The organism is Aeromonas sp. SrichE-2G (assembly GCF_017939565.1).
Taxonomy (GTDB): domain Bacteria; phylum Pseudomonadota; class Gammaproteobacteria; order Enterobacterales; family Aeromonadaceae; genus Aeromonas; species Aeromonas taiwanensis.
This window is the reverse complement of sequence record NZ_JAGKRG010000005.1, coordinates 41,409-56,118: the sequence shown is the minus strand read 5'-3', so window position 1 is coordinate 56,118 and position 14,710 is coordinate 41,409. Positions and strand designations below refer to the sequence as shown.

9 protein-coding genes, 10 tRNA genes and 1 riboswitch are annotated in these 14,710 nt (G+C 61.8%); of the genes, 6 read left to right on the top strand and 13 right to left on the bottom strand.

The window, feature by feature from the left end; all coding sequences use genetic code 11:
- Nucleotides 1-15: 15 nt before the first annotated feature.
- Nucleotides 16-651, top strand: a complete 636-nt coding sequence (locus J9885_RS09075) for an energy transducer TonB (protein ID WP_043808277.1) — start codon at nucleotides 16-18, stop codon at nucleotides 649-651.
- Between the two features lie 11 nt (nucleotides 652-662).
- On the top strand, nucleotides 663-1,898 hold the full coding sequence (locus J9885_RS09070; RefSeq protein ID WP_043762404.1) for a tetratricopeptide repeat protein: 1,236 nt from the start codon (nucleotides 663-665) through the stop codon (nucleotides 1,896-1,898).
- Between the two features lie 489 nt (nucleotides 1,899-2,387).
- Here J9885_RS09070 and J9885_RS09065 read toward each other — a convergent pair whose 3' ends face one another.
- From J9885_RS09065 to gltX, 7 genes are all read right to left on the bottom strand, one after another.
- Nucleotides 2,388-5,393: a glycosyl hydrolase family 18 protein gene (locus J9885_RS09065; protein WP_210549193.1), complete on the bottom strand. Its 3,006-nt coding sequence runs from the start codon at nucleotides 5,391-5,393 to the stop codon at nucleotides 2,388-2,390.
- Nucleotides 5,394-5,537: 144 nt separating this feature from the next.
- A riboswitch (cyclic di-GMP riboswitch) is annotated at nucleotides 5,538-5,621 on the bottom strand.
- Between the two features lie 442 nt (nucleotides 5,622-6,063).
- A tRNA-Ala gene (locus J9885_RS09060) sits at nucleotides 6,064-6,139 on the bottom strand.
- 66 nt (nucleotides 6,140-6,205) lie between these two features.
- Nucleotides 6,206-6,281: transfer RNA gene (locus J9885_RS09055), tRNA-Ala, on the bottom strand.
- A gap of 67 nt (nucleotides 6,282-6,348) precedes the next feature.
- Nucleotides 6,349-6,424 (bottom strand) — tRNA-Ala (locus tag J9885_RS09050).
- 63 nt (nucleotides 6,425-6,487) lie between these two features.
- Nucleotides 6,488-6,563 (bottom strand) — tRNA-Ala (locus tag J9885_RS09045).
- Between the two features lie 28 nt (nucleotides 6,564-6,591).
- Nucleotides 6,592-6,667 (bottom strand) — tRNA-Ala (locus tag J9885_RS09040).
- A 252-nt stretch (nucleotides 6,668-6,919) separates the two neighbouring features.
- Entirely contained in the window at nucleotides 6,920-8,335 is a 1,416-nt protein-coding gene (gene gltX, locus J9885_RS09035) for a glutamate--tRNA ligase (protein WP_134697158.1), read from the bottom strand.
- A gap of 251 nt (nucleotides 8,336-8,586) precedes the next feature.
- On the opposite strand from gltX, the gene J9885_RS09030 reads away from it, so the two are divergent.
- The 3 genes from J9885_RS09030 (at nucleotide 8,587) to J9885_RS09020 (ending at nucleotide 11,960) form a co-directional block, all read left to right on the top strand.
- Entirely contained in the window at nucleotides 8,587-10,689 is a 2,103-nt protein-coding gene (locus tag J9885_RS09030; protein ID WP_210549028.1) for a methyl-accepting chemotaxis protein, read from the top strand.
- Nucleotides 10,690-10,788: 99 nt separating this feature from the next.
- On the top strand, nucleotides 10,789-11,457 hold the full coding sequence (locus tag J9885_RS09025) for a LysM-like peptidoglycan-binding domain-containing protein (protein WP_210549026.1): 669 nt from the start codon (nucleotides 10,789-10,791) through the stop codon (nucleotides 11,455-11,457).
- A 293-nt stretch (nucleotides 11,458-11,750) separates the two neighbouring features.
- A complete protein-coding gene (locus tag J9885_RS09020; RefSeq protein WP_005297820.1) occupies nucleotides 11,751-11,960 on the top strand; it encodes a cold-shock protein in 210 nt (69 codons plus the stop codon).
- Between the two features lie 380 nt (nucleotides 11,961-12,340).
- Here the strand turns inward: J9885_RS09020 and J9885_RS09015 are convergent.
- The 6 genes from J9885_RS09015 to orn all read right to left on the bottom strand — a co-directional run bounded on the left by J9885_RS09015 (nucleotide 12,341) and on the right by orn (nucleotide 13,562).
- Nucleotides 12,341-12,416 (bottom strand) — tRNA-Gly (locus tag J9885_RS09015).
- Between the two features lie 24 nt (nucleotides 12,417-12,440).
- Nucleotides 12,441-12,516: transfer RNA gene (locus J9885_RS09010), tRNA-Gly, on the bottom strand.
- A 26-nt stretch (nucleotides 12,517-12,542) separates the two neighbouring features.
- Nucleotides 12,543-12,618 (bottom strand) — tRNA-Gly (locus J9885_RS09005).
- A 33-nt stretch (nucleotides 12,619-12,651) separates the two neighbouring features.
- Nucleotides 12,652-12,727: transfer RNA gene (locus tag J9885_RS09000), tRNA-Gly, on the bottom strand.
- A gap of 36 nt (nucleotides 12,728-12,763) precedes the next feature.
- Nucleotides 12,764-12,839: transfer RNA gene (locus tag J9885_RS08995), tRNA-Gly, on the bottom strand.
- Between the two features lie 177 nt (nucleotides 12,840-13,016).
- Complete coding sequence (gene orn, locus J9885_RS08990; RefSeq protein WP_134697214.1) at nucleotides 13,017-13,562, bottom strand: oligoribonuclease; 546 nt, start codon at nucleotides 13,560-13,562, stop codon at nucleotides 13,017-13,019.
- Nucleotides 13,563-13,653: 91 nt separating this feature from the next.
- On the opposite strand from orn, the gene rsgA reads away from it, so the two are divergent.
- On the top strand, nucleotides 13,654-14,688 hold the full coding sequence (rsgA, locus tag J9885_RS08985) for a small ribosomal subunit biogenesis GTPase RsgA (protein WP_210549024.1): 1,035 nt from the start codon (nucleotides 13,654-13,656) through the stop codon (nucleotides 14,686-14,688).
- Nucleotides 14,689-14,710: the final 22 nt, after the last annotated feature.

The following is a 14,710-nucleotide window of genomic DNA, read 5'->3' as shown; positions in this document are numbered from 1 at the left end:
GCCGGAGCGAGCCCTATGAGATACCTGATATCGTTAGCGGTCTCCTGCGTGGTGGTGTTCTTCCTGTTCCTGGGAATGAACAAGCTCATCACGCCGGATCACCGGGAGCTGACGGAGAGGGAAGACGTCACCATGACCGACTTCATTCGCCTCAAGCCTCAGGAGACCTTGCAAGAGAAGCAACGGGAACTGCCCAAGCCGCCGCCCCCGAACCGTCCGCCCCCCCCGCCCGAGATGGAGGTGGCGAGCACGGACAGGCCGCAGATGGAGAGCTCCCCCATGGACATGCCCAAACTCGACATCCCGGTCAATATCGGTGGTGGCAACGCCCTCGGTGCCTACAGCACCGGCGGTGGTGGTGGTGGCATCGGCGGCAACAACGGCGCAATCCCGATGGCGACCTTCGAGCCCATGATGCCCCGCAAGGCGGCGCTGGCCGGCCTCGCCTCCGGCAAGGTACTGGTGGAGTTCACCGTCACCGAGCGCGGCACCGTCAGCAACATCCGGATCGTCAAGGAAGAGCCCCGCAGCTATGACCTCGGCAAGGCAGCACGCCAGACCATCGCCAAGTGGACCTTCAAGCCGGCCATGGTGGACGGCAAGCCGCAGGCCAGTCGCATGCAGCAAGAGATCGAGTTTGCGACCAACTAAGGAAGGTGGCGATGAAAAAGTTACACACCCTGATCCTCGCCCCGGTAGCCATGGCGGTGCTGCTCAGCACCGCCAGCTGGGCCGCCGAGCAGCCCGCCCTGTCTGACCGCGCCTACCGCGCGGTCAACAAGGCCCAGGCGTTGATCACCGAGAAGAAATACGGCGAGGCCAATGCCAAGCTGCAGGAGGCGCTGTCCGGCGCAGGCGAGCGGGTCTACGACAAGGGGGTCATTCTGCAGACCCTGGGCTTCGTGGCCGCCCAGCAGGAGAAGTACGGTCAGGCGACCAAGTACTTCGCCGACGCCATCGCCACCGGCGGCCTGCCTCCCCCCGTGGCCCAGCAGGTGCGCTACAACCTGGCCCAGCTCTACATGGCCGAGGGGAACTTCAAGGGCTCCATCAGCACCATGAAGGAGTGGTTCGCGAACCTCGGCAAGGACGAGAAACCGACCCCGCACGCCTACATCACCCTGGCCAACGCCCATGTGCAGCTCAAGCAGTACCGGGAAGCCATTCCGGCGGTGGACAGCGCGATCAAGCTCTCTGCGGGCAAGGCGCCGGAGTCCTGGTACCTGCTGAAGATGGCGGCCCACTACGAGCTGAAACAGTACAAGCCGGCCACCGAGGTGCTGACCGCGCTGGTCGACCGCTATCCGGAGAAGAAGAAGTACTGGACCCAGCTCTCGGCCATGCACATGCAGGCGGGCAACGATGCCAAGGCCCTGGCGGCACTGGAAGGCGCCTACAACCTCGGCATGCTGACCGAAGCCAACGAGTTGCAGCGGCTCGCCAACTACCTCGCCTTCGCCGGCATTCCCCACCGCGCTGCCCGCGTGATGGAGAAGGCCATGAAGGAGGGGCAGATCGAGAGCAATGCGGCCAACTACAAGACGCTCGCCAACTACTGGCATCAGGCCAAGGAGCTGGACCCGGCCATCGACACCCTGGCCAAGTCCTACAAGCTGGCCCCCAATGCCGAGCTGCAGCTCAAGATGGCGCGCATGATGATCCAGAGCAAACGCTATCAGGATCTGGTGGCGCTGGCCGCCAAGCCAGCCGCCAACGCCAGCGGGGAGCAGCGGGCAGATCTGAAGTTCCTGACCGGGGTCGCCTATTTTGAGCAGCAAAAGCCGAAGGAGGCGCTCAACGCCTTCACCCAGGCCGCCCAGAATGGCAACGTCAGCGGTCGTGCCACCCCCTGGATCAGCTTCTTGAAGGAGCAGCAGGGCGGCGCCGTCACCCAGTAAGCGACAACAACGGGCCGCCCCGGACGTTCGGGGCGGCCATCCGGCCGAGGGAAGCGCCTTCCCGCCCGGTCGGCAAGCACAAGGGGACCTGCCCCGCAGATTGCCTTGGTGGCAATTGGCCGCTCTTCGGAGCGGTCTTTTTTATGGTCCCTCCCCCCTTTTTCACGAGATGCCTGTTTTCTCCTTATATAGGCTGCAAAAAAATCCGGAGCCTGGGCTCCGGATTGGGTCATTGCGTTGAGACGGGGTTGCCCCCTCAACCTGTCATCAGTAGCTGCACACCAGCTTCCAGCTGCCGTCGCACGCTCTGAGTTCGCGGCTGGTACAGCAGCCGGGACAACTCAGTAGTTGCACACCAGCTTCCAGCTGCCATCGCCCGCTCTGAGTTCGCTGCTGGTACAGCAGCCGGGGCAACTCAGTAGTTGCACACCAGTTTCCAGCTGCCATCGCCCGCTCTGAGTTCGCTGCTGGTACAGCAGCCGGGACAACTCAGTAGTTGCACACCAGTTTCCAGCTGCCGTCGCCCGCCTTGGGCTCGCTGCTGGTCCACCAGTTGGCCTGCCACACCGCCTTGCCGTTGGTCATGCGGTCGTTGCCATTGGCGTGATCCCCGCGCGGCCAGGTCGGATAGGCATTGTAGTCCGCCGGGTTGACGTTCTGGCTGGCACAGGTGGTGCCACCACTGCCGCCGTCACTACCACCACTGCTGCCCAGCGCCGCCTCGGCCAGGGCCGGGAAGTCGGACTTCAGGCCTATGGTCTGGCTGCCGGCAATCAGGCGCATGCCGCTCGGCACGCCAGCGGCCGGCAGATAGTAGGTCATGGCCACTTCCACGTCGGTACCCGGCGCCCAGGCCTTCCAGGCCGGCAGCGTCAGGGCCACCTTGTGGAAGTCCTTCTCGTTGGCGATGCCGTCCGAGTTCTGGTTGCCGCCGCTCTCCACCACTTTCAGCCCCATGCCGCTCTGGTCGGTGATGGTGTCTGAGGTGGAGGTGGGCACCAGGAACTCGATGCGGGTGCCGCCCGGAATGGTCTGGGTCGACTTGTTGGTGAGCTTCAGGGTCGGGTTGATCGGGTAGTTGGAGTCCCCCTCCTTGAAGCCGGAGAGGCTCACGCCGATGTCGAGCTGAGCGGCCGGAGCCGGCAGGTCATTCTGCTTCAGGGCCGCCTTGTCGGCCTTGCTGAACTTCTCGTAGGCCAGGCTGGTGAGGGTACTGCCCATCACGTACTCGTTCTTCGCGGCGTCGAAGTCATAGTCCCCCGCCATCTCCCAGAACATGACGCCCCCCAGGCCGCGCTTGACGATGTAGTCGAGCTTGTGACCCATGGACTCTTCATCTTCGGTGGAGAGGAACACCCTTTTCTGCTCGTTCCAGAGCCAGGGCGCATGGGCCTTGTCGTCGTAATAACGCACATACTGCCCTTGGATCACGTCTGCCGGGTTGTTGGGATCCAGACCCCAGGCCTGGCCGTAGCTCGGCAGGGTGGTAATGCCGAGGCTGGCTGCGTGCTCCAGGTTCTTGGCGTGCCACATGGGCACGGCGCCGCCACCAATCTCCTTGCCGTTCTTGTCGAGGTCATGCCAGATGTTGTCGATGCCCACCGCCCCGTTGCCGCAGGGGATGGTGCTGCCACCGGTGCCCGGCTGGCAATCGCTCTGGCTCGGCAGCGCCGCCTTGCCACCCAGACCGTGGGTGCCACCGGTGACCCCCTGCCAGCCACGGGTGTAATAGGGCACCCCGATGTTGATCTTGCCCGCCGCCAGGGCACCACGGAAGTAGTGGGCCGCCCAGGCGGAGTTGAGATAGCCGATGCCGCCAAACTGGGCCTGGGTGTAGACCCCCCACTGGGCCAGCTCGGGATCCGCCTTGTTGTCGAACAGGGCGGCGTTGTGGCCGACGAAGTGGTTCCAGGCGCCGTGGAAGTCATAGGTCATCAGGTTGACGTAGTCGAGGTACTGGGTGACCTGGAAGTTTTCCATGCCGCGCAGCAGGTAGGCCGAGGCCGGCGAGGCGATGGTCAGCATGTACTTGCGACCGTCCTCGGTGCCGGCGCTGTCGAGCTTGTTGCGCAGGGTCTTCATCAGCACTTCATAGTTCGCAAAGAGCTTGCCGCGACACAGGTTGGAGAGCGGGAAGTCGTTGGGGTTGCCCGCATCCTTCATGGAGGTGGGGTACTCGTAGTCGATATCCACCCCATCGAAGCCGTACTGGCGGATGAAGCCCACGGCCGAGTCGGCAAAGGCGTTGATGCCGGCGGTATTGACCGAGCAGTCGCCCTTGGTGGTGGCGGCGTAGAAGCCGCGGGTATCGGCCCAGCCCCCGACGGAGATGAGGGTCTTCACGTCCGGATACTGCTTCTTGTACTTCGACAGCAGGTTGAAGTGGCCCTGGTAGGCGAACTCGGGATCCATCTCGGCGCCCGGCACGCCGTTCCAGGTCATCTTGGTGGCCGAGTCGTCCACCTTGATGATGTGGCTCTGCTCGTCCACCGCCGCGAAGGCGTAGTTGATGTGGGTGATCTTGTCCCAGGGGATGTCGTTCACCAGGTAGGCAGGCAGGCCGTTCTTGCCGGTGCGCCAGGAGGTGAAGTAGCCGATGACACGGCGACCGTGATCATCCCCCATGCACTCGCTGCCGTCGGCGCGGTAGATCTGGCGCACGTCGCAGGTGAGGTTGCCGCCGGTGGGAGGCAGTGCGGCCTCTTCCACCTGCACATCCATCTGGGCCGACTCGCCAGAGAGATTGGCCTTGTCGGTCGCCACCAGCTTGAGACCGGCCAGCCCCTTGTTCTGGGGCGTCCAGCTCACTTGCCAGGGGGCGCTGGTGTCTTCGCCCACCTTCTGGCCATTCACGAAGAGCTCGACCCTGGCGACGTCATCATTGGCGTCGGTGACGTTGCCACTCACCGCCACGCTGCGACCCAGGGTTACCCTGGCGCCGGCGGCCGGGTTCGCGATGCTCACTTTGGGCGCCTCGGGCGCGACCACGGCGGCGACCTGGAAGCTGGAGTCCGCCTCGCTCAGCACCTTGCCATCCTTGTCCAGCGCCCGGGCCTTGAGGGCGTGATTGCCCACACCGGCGGCAGACCAGCTCGCACTCCAGGGGGAAGCCGTTGCGGTGGCGACCAGGGTGCCGTCGATGAGGTACTCCACCTTGGCGAGCGCCGTGACCGGGCCGCTCAGGGTCACCGCCAGGGCCAGGCTGGCCCCCTCACTGACGCTGCTGCCAACGGCAGGAGAGCCGATGGCGACGACCAGGGCCGGTGGCGGTACCTCGCCGCCATAGCGCTTCCAGGCATCGGTCCAGACGGTGCCGACCCCGGGCTCATAGTGATAGGGGGAGGCACCACACCAGCCGGAGTAGGGGAATTCCTTGCATTCATAGAGAGCGCCTGCGTTGCTGACGATGTCGCCAGCCTTGTAGGCGGTGCCGGCCTGATAGGCGGGGTAAGCGGCCTGCGCCCAGGCAGGGACGGCCGCAAGGGCGACCAGCATGGCAAGCCTGCTGGGCCTCAAGATCTGTTGCATATTGTTATCTTCCTTGTTTGTCTTGGCTTCAACACCGGGAAAAGCGCAATCGCAACAGGGGGAAAGGGAACGACAACAGGCCATGGACGGGCCACAAACCCTCAAGTCACCCTGGGTAACCCCGCTGTCTGGCCCGGGTGGGGCAGATCGGAGGCTTTGCGTCCCGGCATCACTGCCGGTTTGCCCTTGTCCTGGGTTCCGTGAGGAACAGCCCGAGTATAGGAAGCAAGTCTCGGCCGCTCAATCTTTATTCTCGAAAGAAAATATGTGGGGACATTCCCCCACTTCATCCCTCATCGAGAAGGTGAAAAATAAATGATTGATATCAGTATCTTGAGCTTATCTAAACCTGGAAAGCAGCCTCTTTTTTCCCTTTCTTGCACGCAGGACCACTGGTCCGAGTTGCCAGAAATGTGACAAGGCGCGTCCTTGGCCAGGGCCGAGAAAATGGAGAGACGGGTCAATTTAAAAGAGAGGTGCCCCTGTCCTGCTGGTGCCGTCCCTATGAATGTGACGCGTGAAAGACCCGCGCCGAGGCGGGCGAAGGATTGGCAGCCCGGCGGGATCCGGGACGATGCAAAAACGACAAAACAAAAAGGCCACCGCAATGCGGTGGCCTTCTGTTGTCATCGAAGGATGGTGGAGCTACGCGGGATCGAACCGCGGACCTCTTGCATGCCATGCAAGCGCTCTCCCAGCTGAGCTATAACCCCAAATATTTACTCTTCAGACAACCGGTTCTGGCGGCCGGACATCCTGGACGCCTGGCGTCCGAATGATGGTGGAGCTACGCGGGATCGAACCGCGGACCTCTTGCATGCCATGCAAGCGCTCTCCCAGCTGAGCTATAACCCCAAATTCTTTACTCTTTAGACAACCGCTTCTGGCGGTCGGTTGCCTTCGACGCATAACGTCTGAATGATGGTGGAGCTACGCGGGATCGAACCGCGGACCTCTTGCATGCCATGCAAGCGCTCTCCCAGCTGAGCTATAACCCCACAAAGGTCGGCCTGGGTGATACACACCGCACTGCCCTGGGCACTTCATTTCAATCAGGAACCTGGTGGAGCTACGCGGGATCGAACCGCGGACCTCTTGCATGCCATGCAAGCGCTCTCCCAGCTGAGCTATAACCCCTTGGATTCCAGATTGTTCGAGGAGAATTTGGTGGAGCTACGCGGGATCGAACCGCGGACCTCTTGCATGCCATGCAAGCGCTCTCCCAGCTGAGCTATAACCCCAACTCACCTCGGCGCTACCAAAGTTATCTCTGGCAACGGAGGCGCATGATAGGCATCGTCCGCTTTGCTGTCAACCCAAAATTCGCACCCGCTGGAGCGTTTAGTCAAAATTCAGTCAGTTAGCTGTTTTTACCGCCAACCTCATCGCTATGTCGCTGTTTTACGTCGTAAATCCGGTTGGGACTCAAAAAAAGAGGGCCCCCTCAGGGAGCCCTCTCATGCCATCTTGGATACTGACCCTGCGAGCCTGAATTACTCGGCGGCCATGCGTGCTTCGATGTACGCCAGGGCGCGGTCGATGCGAGCGAGTACGCGCTCCTTGCCCACCAGCGCCATCACGGCGTCGATGGCAGGAGACTGGCCCTGGCCGGTCACGGCCACGCGCAGCGGCATGCCCACCTTGCCCATGCCCTGACCCAGCTCGGCGGCGGTGGCTTCAATCAGCTCGTGCAGCGCTTCTGTGGTCCAGGTCTCCAGGGCAGCCAGCTTGGTCTTGGCCAGGGTGAGCGGCTCGGCGGCAACGCCACGCAGGTGCTTCTTGGCGGCCGCTTCGTCGATGGCCTCGTACTCTTCGAACAGGTAGCGGCTCTGGGCGGCCACTTCCACTAGCGTGTTGCAGCGCTCCGCCAGCAGGGTCACCACAGCAGGCAAAGCCGGGCCATTGCTGGTATCGATCTTCTGGTCGGCCATGTGCCAGGCCAGGTGCTTGGCCACATAAGCCGGATCCAGGCTGCGCATGTAGTGGTTGTTCAGCCACAAGAGCTTGTCGGTGTTGAAGGCTGAGGCGGACTTGGAGATGGCATCCAGGCTGAACAGCTTGATCATCTCCTCCAGGGTGAAGATCTCCTGATCGCCGTGGGACCAGCCCAGACGCACCAGGTAGTTCAGCAGGGCTTCCGGCAGGTAGCCGTCGTCGCGGTACTGCATGACGGACACGGCACCGTGGCGCTTGGAGAGCTTGGCACCGTCGTCACCCAGGATCATGGAGACGTGGGCAAACTCCGGCACCGGCGCGTTCAGGGCCTTGTAGATGTTGATCTGGCGCGGGGTGTTGTTGATGTGGTCTTCGCCACGCACCACGTGGGTGATCTCCATGTCCCAGTCGTCCACCACCACGCAGAAGTTGTAGGTGGGGGCACCGTCGGTACGACGGATGATAAGATCGTCGAGCTCGGTGTTGGCAAACTCGATGCGGCCGCGCACGTGGTCATCGAACACCACTGAGCCTTCGGTCGGGTTGCGGAAACGGATGACGTGGGGGGCGTCGGCAGGGTGATCGTGATCACCATGGCGGCACTTGCCGTCATAACGGGGCTTCTCGCCGTTGGCCATCTGGCCTTCGCGCAGCGCTTCCAGACGCTCCTTGGAGCAGTAGCACTTGTAGGCGCGGCCATCCGCCAGCATCTCGTCGATCAGGCCGTTGTAGCGATCAAAACGCTTGGTCTGGTAGTAGGGGCCCTCATCCCAGTTCAGCTCCAGCCATTCCATACCCTCGATGATGGCGTCGATGGCCTCCTGGGTGGAACGTTCCAGATCGGTATCCTCGATACGCAGCACGAACTCACCGCCCTGATTCTTTGCAAACAACCAGGAATAGAGTGCGGTACGGGCACCGCCGACATGCAAGAAGCCGGTCGGGCTGGGAGCAAAACGGGTTTTGACTTTCATCTTTAAGCCTTGTGTAGAGGGCCTTGGGCCAATTCGTTAAAAAAACCGTCGCATTTTAGCACCGACAATGACGGATGGGAAAACCATGGAAAGGCATAGGGTAAAATAGGGTTTAAACAGTTAATAACCACTGATTTTGAGTGGGAACGCAAAACTTTCCCTCTTTTTACGCTTAGCTAGGCAGGATTGCTGGAGAGATCTCCCGCCCTGCCGATAATTCGGACAACCGCCTACTACACAAGGAACGCAAGATGCAGTTTCGTTCTATCCAGAATCGCATCCTGGTGCTGGCCGGGATCGCCATGACCGCCGCCCTGGTCATCCTGATCCTGCTCAATCAATACTCGGGTCGGCAGACCCAGCAGCTGACCATCAGCTCCAGCCGTGCCGCCCTGCAACAGGAGGCGTGGCAGAAGGTGAGCGCCAACGCCCGTGCCGAGGCCGCCGCCATCACCCAGCTGCTGCAGAAGGGGCTCTCCTACACCCAGCAGATGGCGAGCACCTTCGCCCTGCAGCAGGCGGGCAAACTGCCGCTGGATCGCCAGCAGGCCACCGACCTCCTCAAGGCCCAGCTGGCCCTGGAGCCCCAGCTCTATGGCGCCTTCGCCGGCTTCGAGCCGAACGGCTTCGATGGCCAGGACGCCAGCTTCGCCGGACAGACGCCCCTGGGCAGCGATGACAAGGGTCGCTTCGTCCCCTACTTCTATCGCGACAAGGATCAGATCGGCACGGATCTGCTGCTCTCCATCGAGAAGAGCGACCCGGATGAATTCGGCAACCCCGCCAACGACTACTACGCCTGCCCGAAGCGGGAGGGACGCTCCTGCCTCGTCGATCCCTTCAAGGTGGACATCAACGGCCAGCAGGTACTGGTGAGCACCATCACCACCCCCATCCTGGTGGATGGCCAGTTCAGGGGGATAGCCGCGCTCGATCTGGCGGTGGACTCCATCAGCCGGCAGGCCCAGTCCCTCAACAGCAACATCTATGACGGCAAGGGCGAGACCCTGATCGTCAGCGCCGCCGGTGTCATCACCGGCACCAGCGGCGATGCCGCCCTGCTGGGCAGCCGGGCCGACAAGGTGCTCGGCAACGGCTGGCAGCAGTACCTCAAGCCCGAGGTGCAGCGCCAGGAGCTCGACGATGCGTTTCGCATCTCGGTGCCCATCGCGGTGCCCGGCATGGCCCGCAACTGGGCCATCATCGTCACCCTGCCCTACAAGGTGGTGCTGGCGGGGGCCGACGAGCTGGAGCGCCAGCTCACCGACATGAACCGCACCGCCATGACCCAGCAGCTCATCGGTGCCCTGCTGGTGCTGGTGCTGGCGCTGGCCACCATGCTGGTGATCGCCCGCAGCATCACGGGCCCCATCCGTCAGATGGTGAGCCTGGTAGACGACATCGCCGATGGCGAGGGGGATCTCACCAAGCGCCTGGAGAGCCGCTCCCAGGATGAACTGGGGGCCCTCTCCCGGGGGATCAACCGCTTTATCGACAAGCTGCAGGCCCTGCTCGGTGACGTGCAGAAGACCGCGAGCGAGGTGCACCGCCATGCCGGCGACACAGATCGCATTGCCGGCCAGACCGACAGCAACCTGCAACACCACCAGGCGGAGATGGAGCAGATGCTGACCGCAGTGCAGGAGATGTCCTATGTCAGCCAGGAGGTGGCCACCCACGCCAACAACACTGCCGACTCCGCCAAACAGGCACAGAGCGCGGCGGATCAGGGCAAGGTGCGCTTCCAGCAGGTGATCCACTCCATGCACAAGGTCGCCGCCGAAGCCGGCAAGGGGGCCAAGGTGGTGGAAGGGCTGGCCCACGACAGCGAGCAGATCACCAGCATCCTCACCGTCATCCAGGGTATCGCCGATCAGACCAACCTGCTGGCGCTCAACGCCGCCATCGAGGCTGCCCGGGCCGGCGAGCAGGGGCGCGGCTTTGCGGTGGTGGCCGACGAGGTGCGCAAGCTCGCGGGCAACACCCAGCAGGCGGTGCAAAATACCCAGGAGCTGATCGAGAAGATCCGCCACAGCTCGGCCAATGCGGTCAACGCCATCCAGCAGAGCCAGCAGCTGACCCACCAGGCAGTGGGCGAGGCGGATCTCGCGGAGGCGGCGCTGGACAGCATCTTCCAGGCCATCGCCACCATCAACGACATGACCTACCAGATCGCCTCCGCCGCCGAGGAGCAGAGCTCGGTCTCCGAGACGGTGTCGGGCAACCTGTCAAAAACCAGCGCACTGGCCAACGACATCGCCCGGGATGCCACCAGCACCGCCAACGCCAGCCAGGCCTTGCGTCAGGCGGCGGAACGTTTACAGCAATTGCTGGGACAATTCCGTCTCAGTTGATAATTTTCATGCTCTGGACTCTCCCCCTCGGGGGCGAGTCCGTTTACCATAGGCGGCATATTTGCCTGATGGCAGGCAATGTAGTGAGAGGTAAATGCCGTGCCCACCCCGGACCGTCGCCCACGTGGCCATAACAGACGAGCCCAGCAGCGTCGCCAAGACGAATCACAAGGAACCCTGCTCCAACGTATCAACGCGGCTACCCTGCCCCTGCGCCAGCGTCTCGGCCAGGGCATGAGTGGCCTGGGTCAACGCAAGCAGGAGCCGAAGGCGCGCTCCTTCAAGCTGGCGAGCCCGCTGCCCCGCAAGCACACCATAGGCCTGCTGGTGCTGATCCCGCTCTGGCTGCTGGTGCTGGCCTGGGAGCCCGCTCCTGCCGCCCCGACCGCAGCGCCCTCAGGTTCCCTGGCGGTGCCCCTGGCCGTGCCGACCCAGGCCCTGACCGTGGGTGCCGGCAACGCCGGCAGTGCGCAGGTTGCCGCCAAGCCGGTCGAGGAGAAGGTCGATGGCACCTGGCTGCAACACGAGGTGCAGGCGGGCGAGACGCTCTACTCCATCTGGCGCAAGTTTGAGTTGCCGGGGGCCGAGCTGAGCCGCCTCATCGCCATCGAGGGGCCGGATCGTCCGCTGACCCGTCTGCAGTCCGGCAAGTCGGTCTTCATCCTGGTGGATGACAGCCGCCGAATCCAGCGGGTCGAGATCCGCTCCTTTGGCCAGGCCAACTACCGCTACGACCGCCAGGGTGAGGGGTTCGCCCTCAAGGAGTGAGGCCTTCAAGGCAGCACCACGGATGATACGGGAGGCCATGGCCTCCCGTTTTTTTGAGGTGAAGCATGAAACAAGCCGCTGACTTCACAATACTTTTAGCTTGCTCAAAAAACGAAAAGCACCAAATTGACAAGGGATCGGGCTCCAGTACAATCGGTCAGGCTTTAGACAGGGATTGTGCTACATGCTACTGGGACAAAGAGACGTGGTCAGTCATGCTTCAACCCCTGCCTTTCAGGCAAATGCTGCCCAACGAGGCTTAGTTTCATTTTGTTATAGATAGGACTTACCACATGTCTGACATTCGCACCGGCCAGGTAAAATGGTTCAACGAAACCAAGGGTTTTGGCTTCATCGAGCAATCCCAGGGTCCGGACGTTTTCGTTCACTTCTCCTCCATCCAGAGCGCAGGTTTCAAGACCCTGGCTGAAGGTCAAAAAGTACAGTTCACTGTGACCCAGGGCAAAAAAGGCCCTCAGGCCGAGAACGTCACCGTTATCTAAGCCCGCGCCAGTGAGCCTGTAGGAGGAGCCTTTGCCCCTCCTATTTTTTTGTCTGCCGTTTCGCCTTCCCCGCCACGATCATCAGCCTGCCCGCAGCCACCACCGCCCTCTCCGGCCCCTGGGTACGAAACAGATACAGAAAACAGGATCCTGACCTGGCTGAACGCCGGATACGGCAAAGCATCGCAGCGCGATGTGATGGGCAATTCAAATGGATGATGAGGACTTCGAAGAGAGATTGGAGCGGGAAACGAGACTCGAACTCGCGACCCCAGCCTTGGCAAGCGCGGATCATGCTCTACCAACTGAATGTGGCAGCGATTGTATTGAGAAACTGGGTTCGTGAACTTGGGGGAGAGATATTGAATTTGAAGAGAGATTGGAGCGGGAAACGAGACTCGAACTCGCGACCCCGACCTTGGCAAGGTCGTGCTCTACCAACTGAGCTATTCCCGCAACAGGATGTCATCTGCAAGTGATTGGAGCGGGAAACGAGACTCGAACTCGCGACCCCGACCTTGGCAAGGTCGTGCTCTACCAACTGAGCTATTCCCGCATCGGAATATCACTCACAAATTTTTTTGGAGCGGGAAACGAGACTCGAACTCGCGACCCCGACCTTGGCAAGGTCGTGCTCTACCAACTGAGCTATTCCCGCAACATTAGATTGTCTTGAGGCTGTGCTGATGATTGGAGCGGGAAACGAGACTCGAACTCGCGACCCCGACCTTGGCAAGGTCGTGCTCTACCAACTGAGCTATTCCCGCATCGGGCTGGTTTGCACCAGTGTCATCATCAGATTTTGGAGCGGGAAACGAGACTCGAACTCGCGACCCCGACCTTGGCAAGGTCGTGCTCTACCAACTGAGCTATTCCCGCAAAACCTTAAAACAGGCCGTACAGCATTTGGTTGCTTGCGCTACTGTACGGGAGCCGAATTATAAGAGCAGACATTCCAATTGCAAGGGCTTTTTTGTCTGGTTGCAGCCGTTCGCTCAAAAGCTGGTCGAACTGCCGATTTTAGCAACCAGACGATGGCAACCCCTTGCCTGTCACTCAGATTTTGAACACCTGAGCACGGTAAAACTGCAGCTCGGCGATGGATTCGCGGATATCGTCCAGCGCCTGGTGGGAACCGCTCTTCTTGAACTGATCCAGCAGCTCGGGCTGCCAGCGGCGCACCAGCTCCTTGATGGTGCTGACGTCCACGTTGCGATAATGGAAGAAGGCTTCCAGCTCGCCCATGTGCTTGACCATGAAACGGCGATCCTGGCCGATGCTGTTGCCGCACAGCGGGCTGGTGCGCTCCGGTACCCACTGGCGAATGAAGTCGAGGGTCTCGGCGACGGCTTTCGCCTCGTCGTGCTGGCTCGCCTTGACCCGGGCCACCAGACCGCTCTTGGTGTGGGTGTTGACGTTCCACTCGTCCATCTTGGCCAACTCTTCATCGCTCTGGTGGATGGCGATGACCGGCCCTTCGGCCAGCACGTTCAGGTCCTTGTCGGTGACGATGGTGGCGATCTCCAGTACCACATTCTCTTCGGGGTCCAGACCCGTCATCTCCATGTCGATCCATACCAGGTTCTGCGCACTGACTGTCATGATTGCTCTCTCTATTGGGAGGAATGGCGGAATTTTGCCAATTTGCATGTATCATACTGGCTTTGAATCTGTTCATAAACTGGCAAACCCCGTGGCAAAGAAAGCAAAACTCAATCTGGGTCAACAAAGGCGCGTCCAGGCCAACCGCGAGCGGCGACTGCAAAAAGAGCACACCACTGTGGTGGACGACACCCTGTTCGGGCCCGCCATCGAGGGGGTGGTGATCAGCCGCTTCGGCCAGCATGCAGACGTGGAAGCGAGCGACGGCACCATCCACCGCAGCAACCTGCGACGCAGCAGCATCAGCAGTCTGGTGTGCGGCGACAAGGTGGTGTGGCGGCCCGGCCTCAATGCCGCGACCGCCGGCGTCATCGAGGCGGTGCACCCGCGCCACTCTGTGCTGACCCGGCCGGACTTCTACGACGGGGTCAAGCCCATCGCCGCCAACATCGACCAGATCATCATCGTCTCTGCGGTGATGCCCGAGTTCTCCACCAACATCGTCGACCGCTATCTGGTGGCGGCTGAAGACGTGGAGATCCGCCCCCTCATCGTGCTGAACAAGGTCGACATGCTCGATGATGTGGCCCGCGTGCGCGTCGAAGGCCAGCTCGAGACCTACCGCAAACTCGGTTACGAGGTGTTGCTGGTGAGCTGCGAGAGTGGCGAAGGCCTCGATGCGCTCAAGGCCGCCCTGACCGACAAGATCAGCATCTTCGTCGGCCAGTCCGGGGTGGGCAAGTCGTCCCTCACCAACGCCCTGATGCCGGGGCTGGACGTGCTCACCGGCGAGATCTCCGAAAACTCGGGGCTCGGCCAGCACACCACCACCACGGCGCGGCTCTACCACTTCCCAAGCGGCGGCGATCTCATCGACTCCCCCGGGATCCGCGAGTTCGCCCTCTGGCACCTGGAAGCCGACCGCATCACCTGGTGCTTCGTCGAGTTCCGAGACTACCTGGGTGGCTGCAAGTTCCGCGACTGCACCCACAAGGACGATCCCGGCTGCGCCCTGCGGGCCGCCGTCGACGGTGGCGCCATCAGCGCCGATCGCTTCCACAACTATCACCGCATCCTGGAAACCATGCAGGAAGCCCGCCACGGTCGCCAACAGGCGCGGCTGTGACCCTTATTCAACCAAATCGATG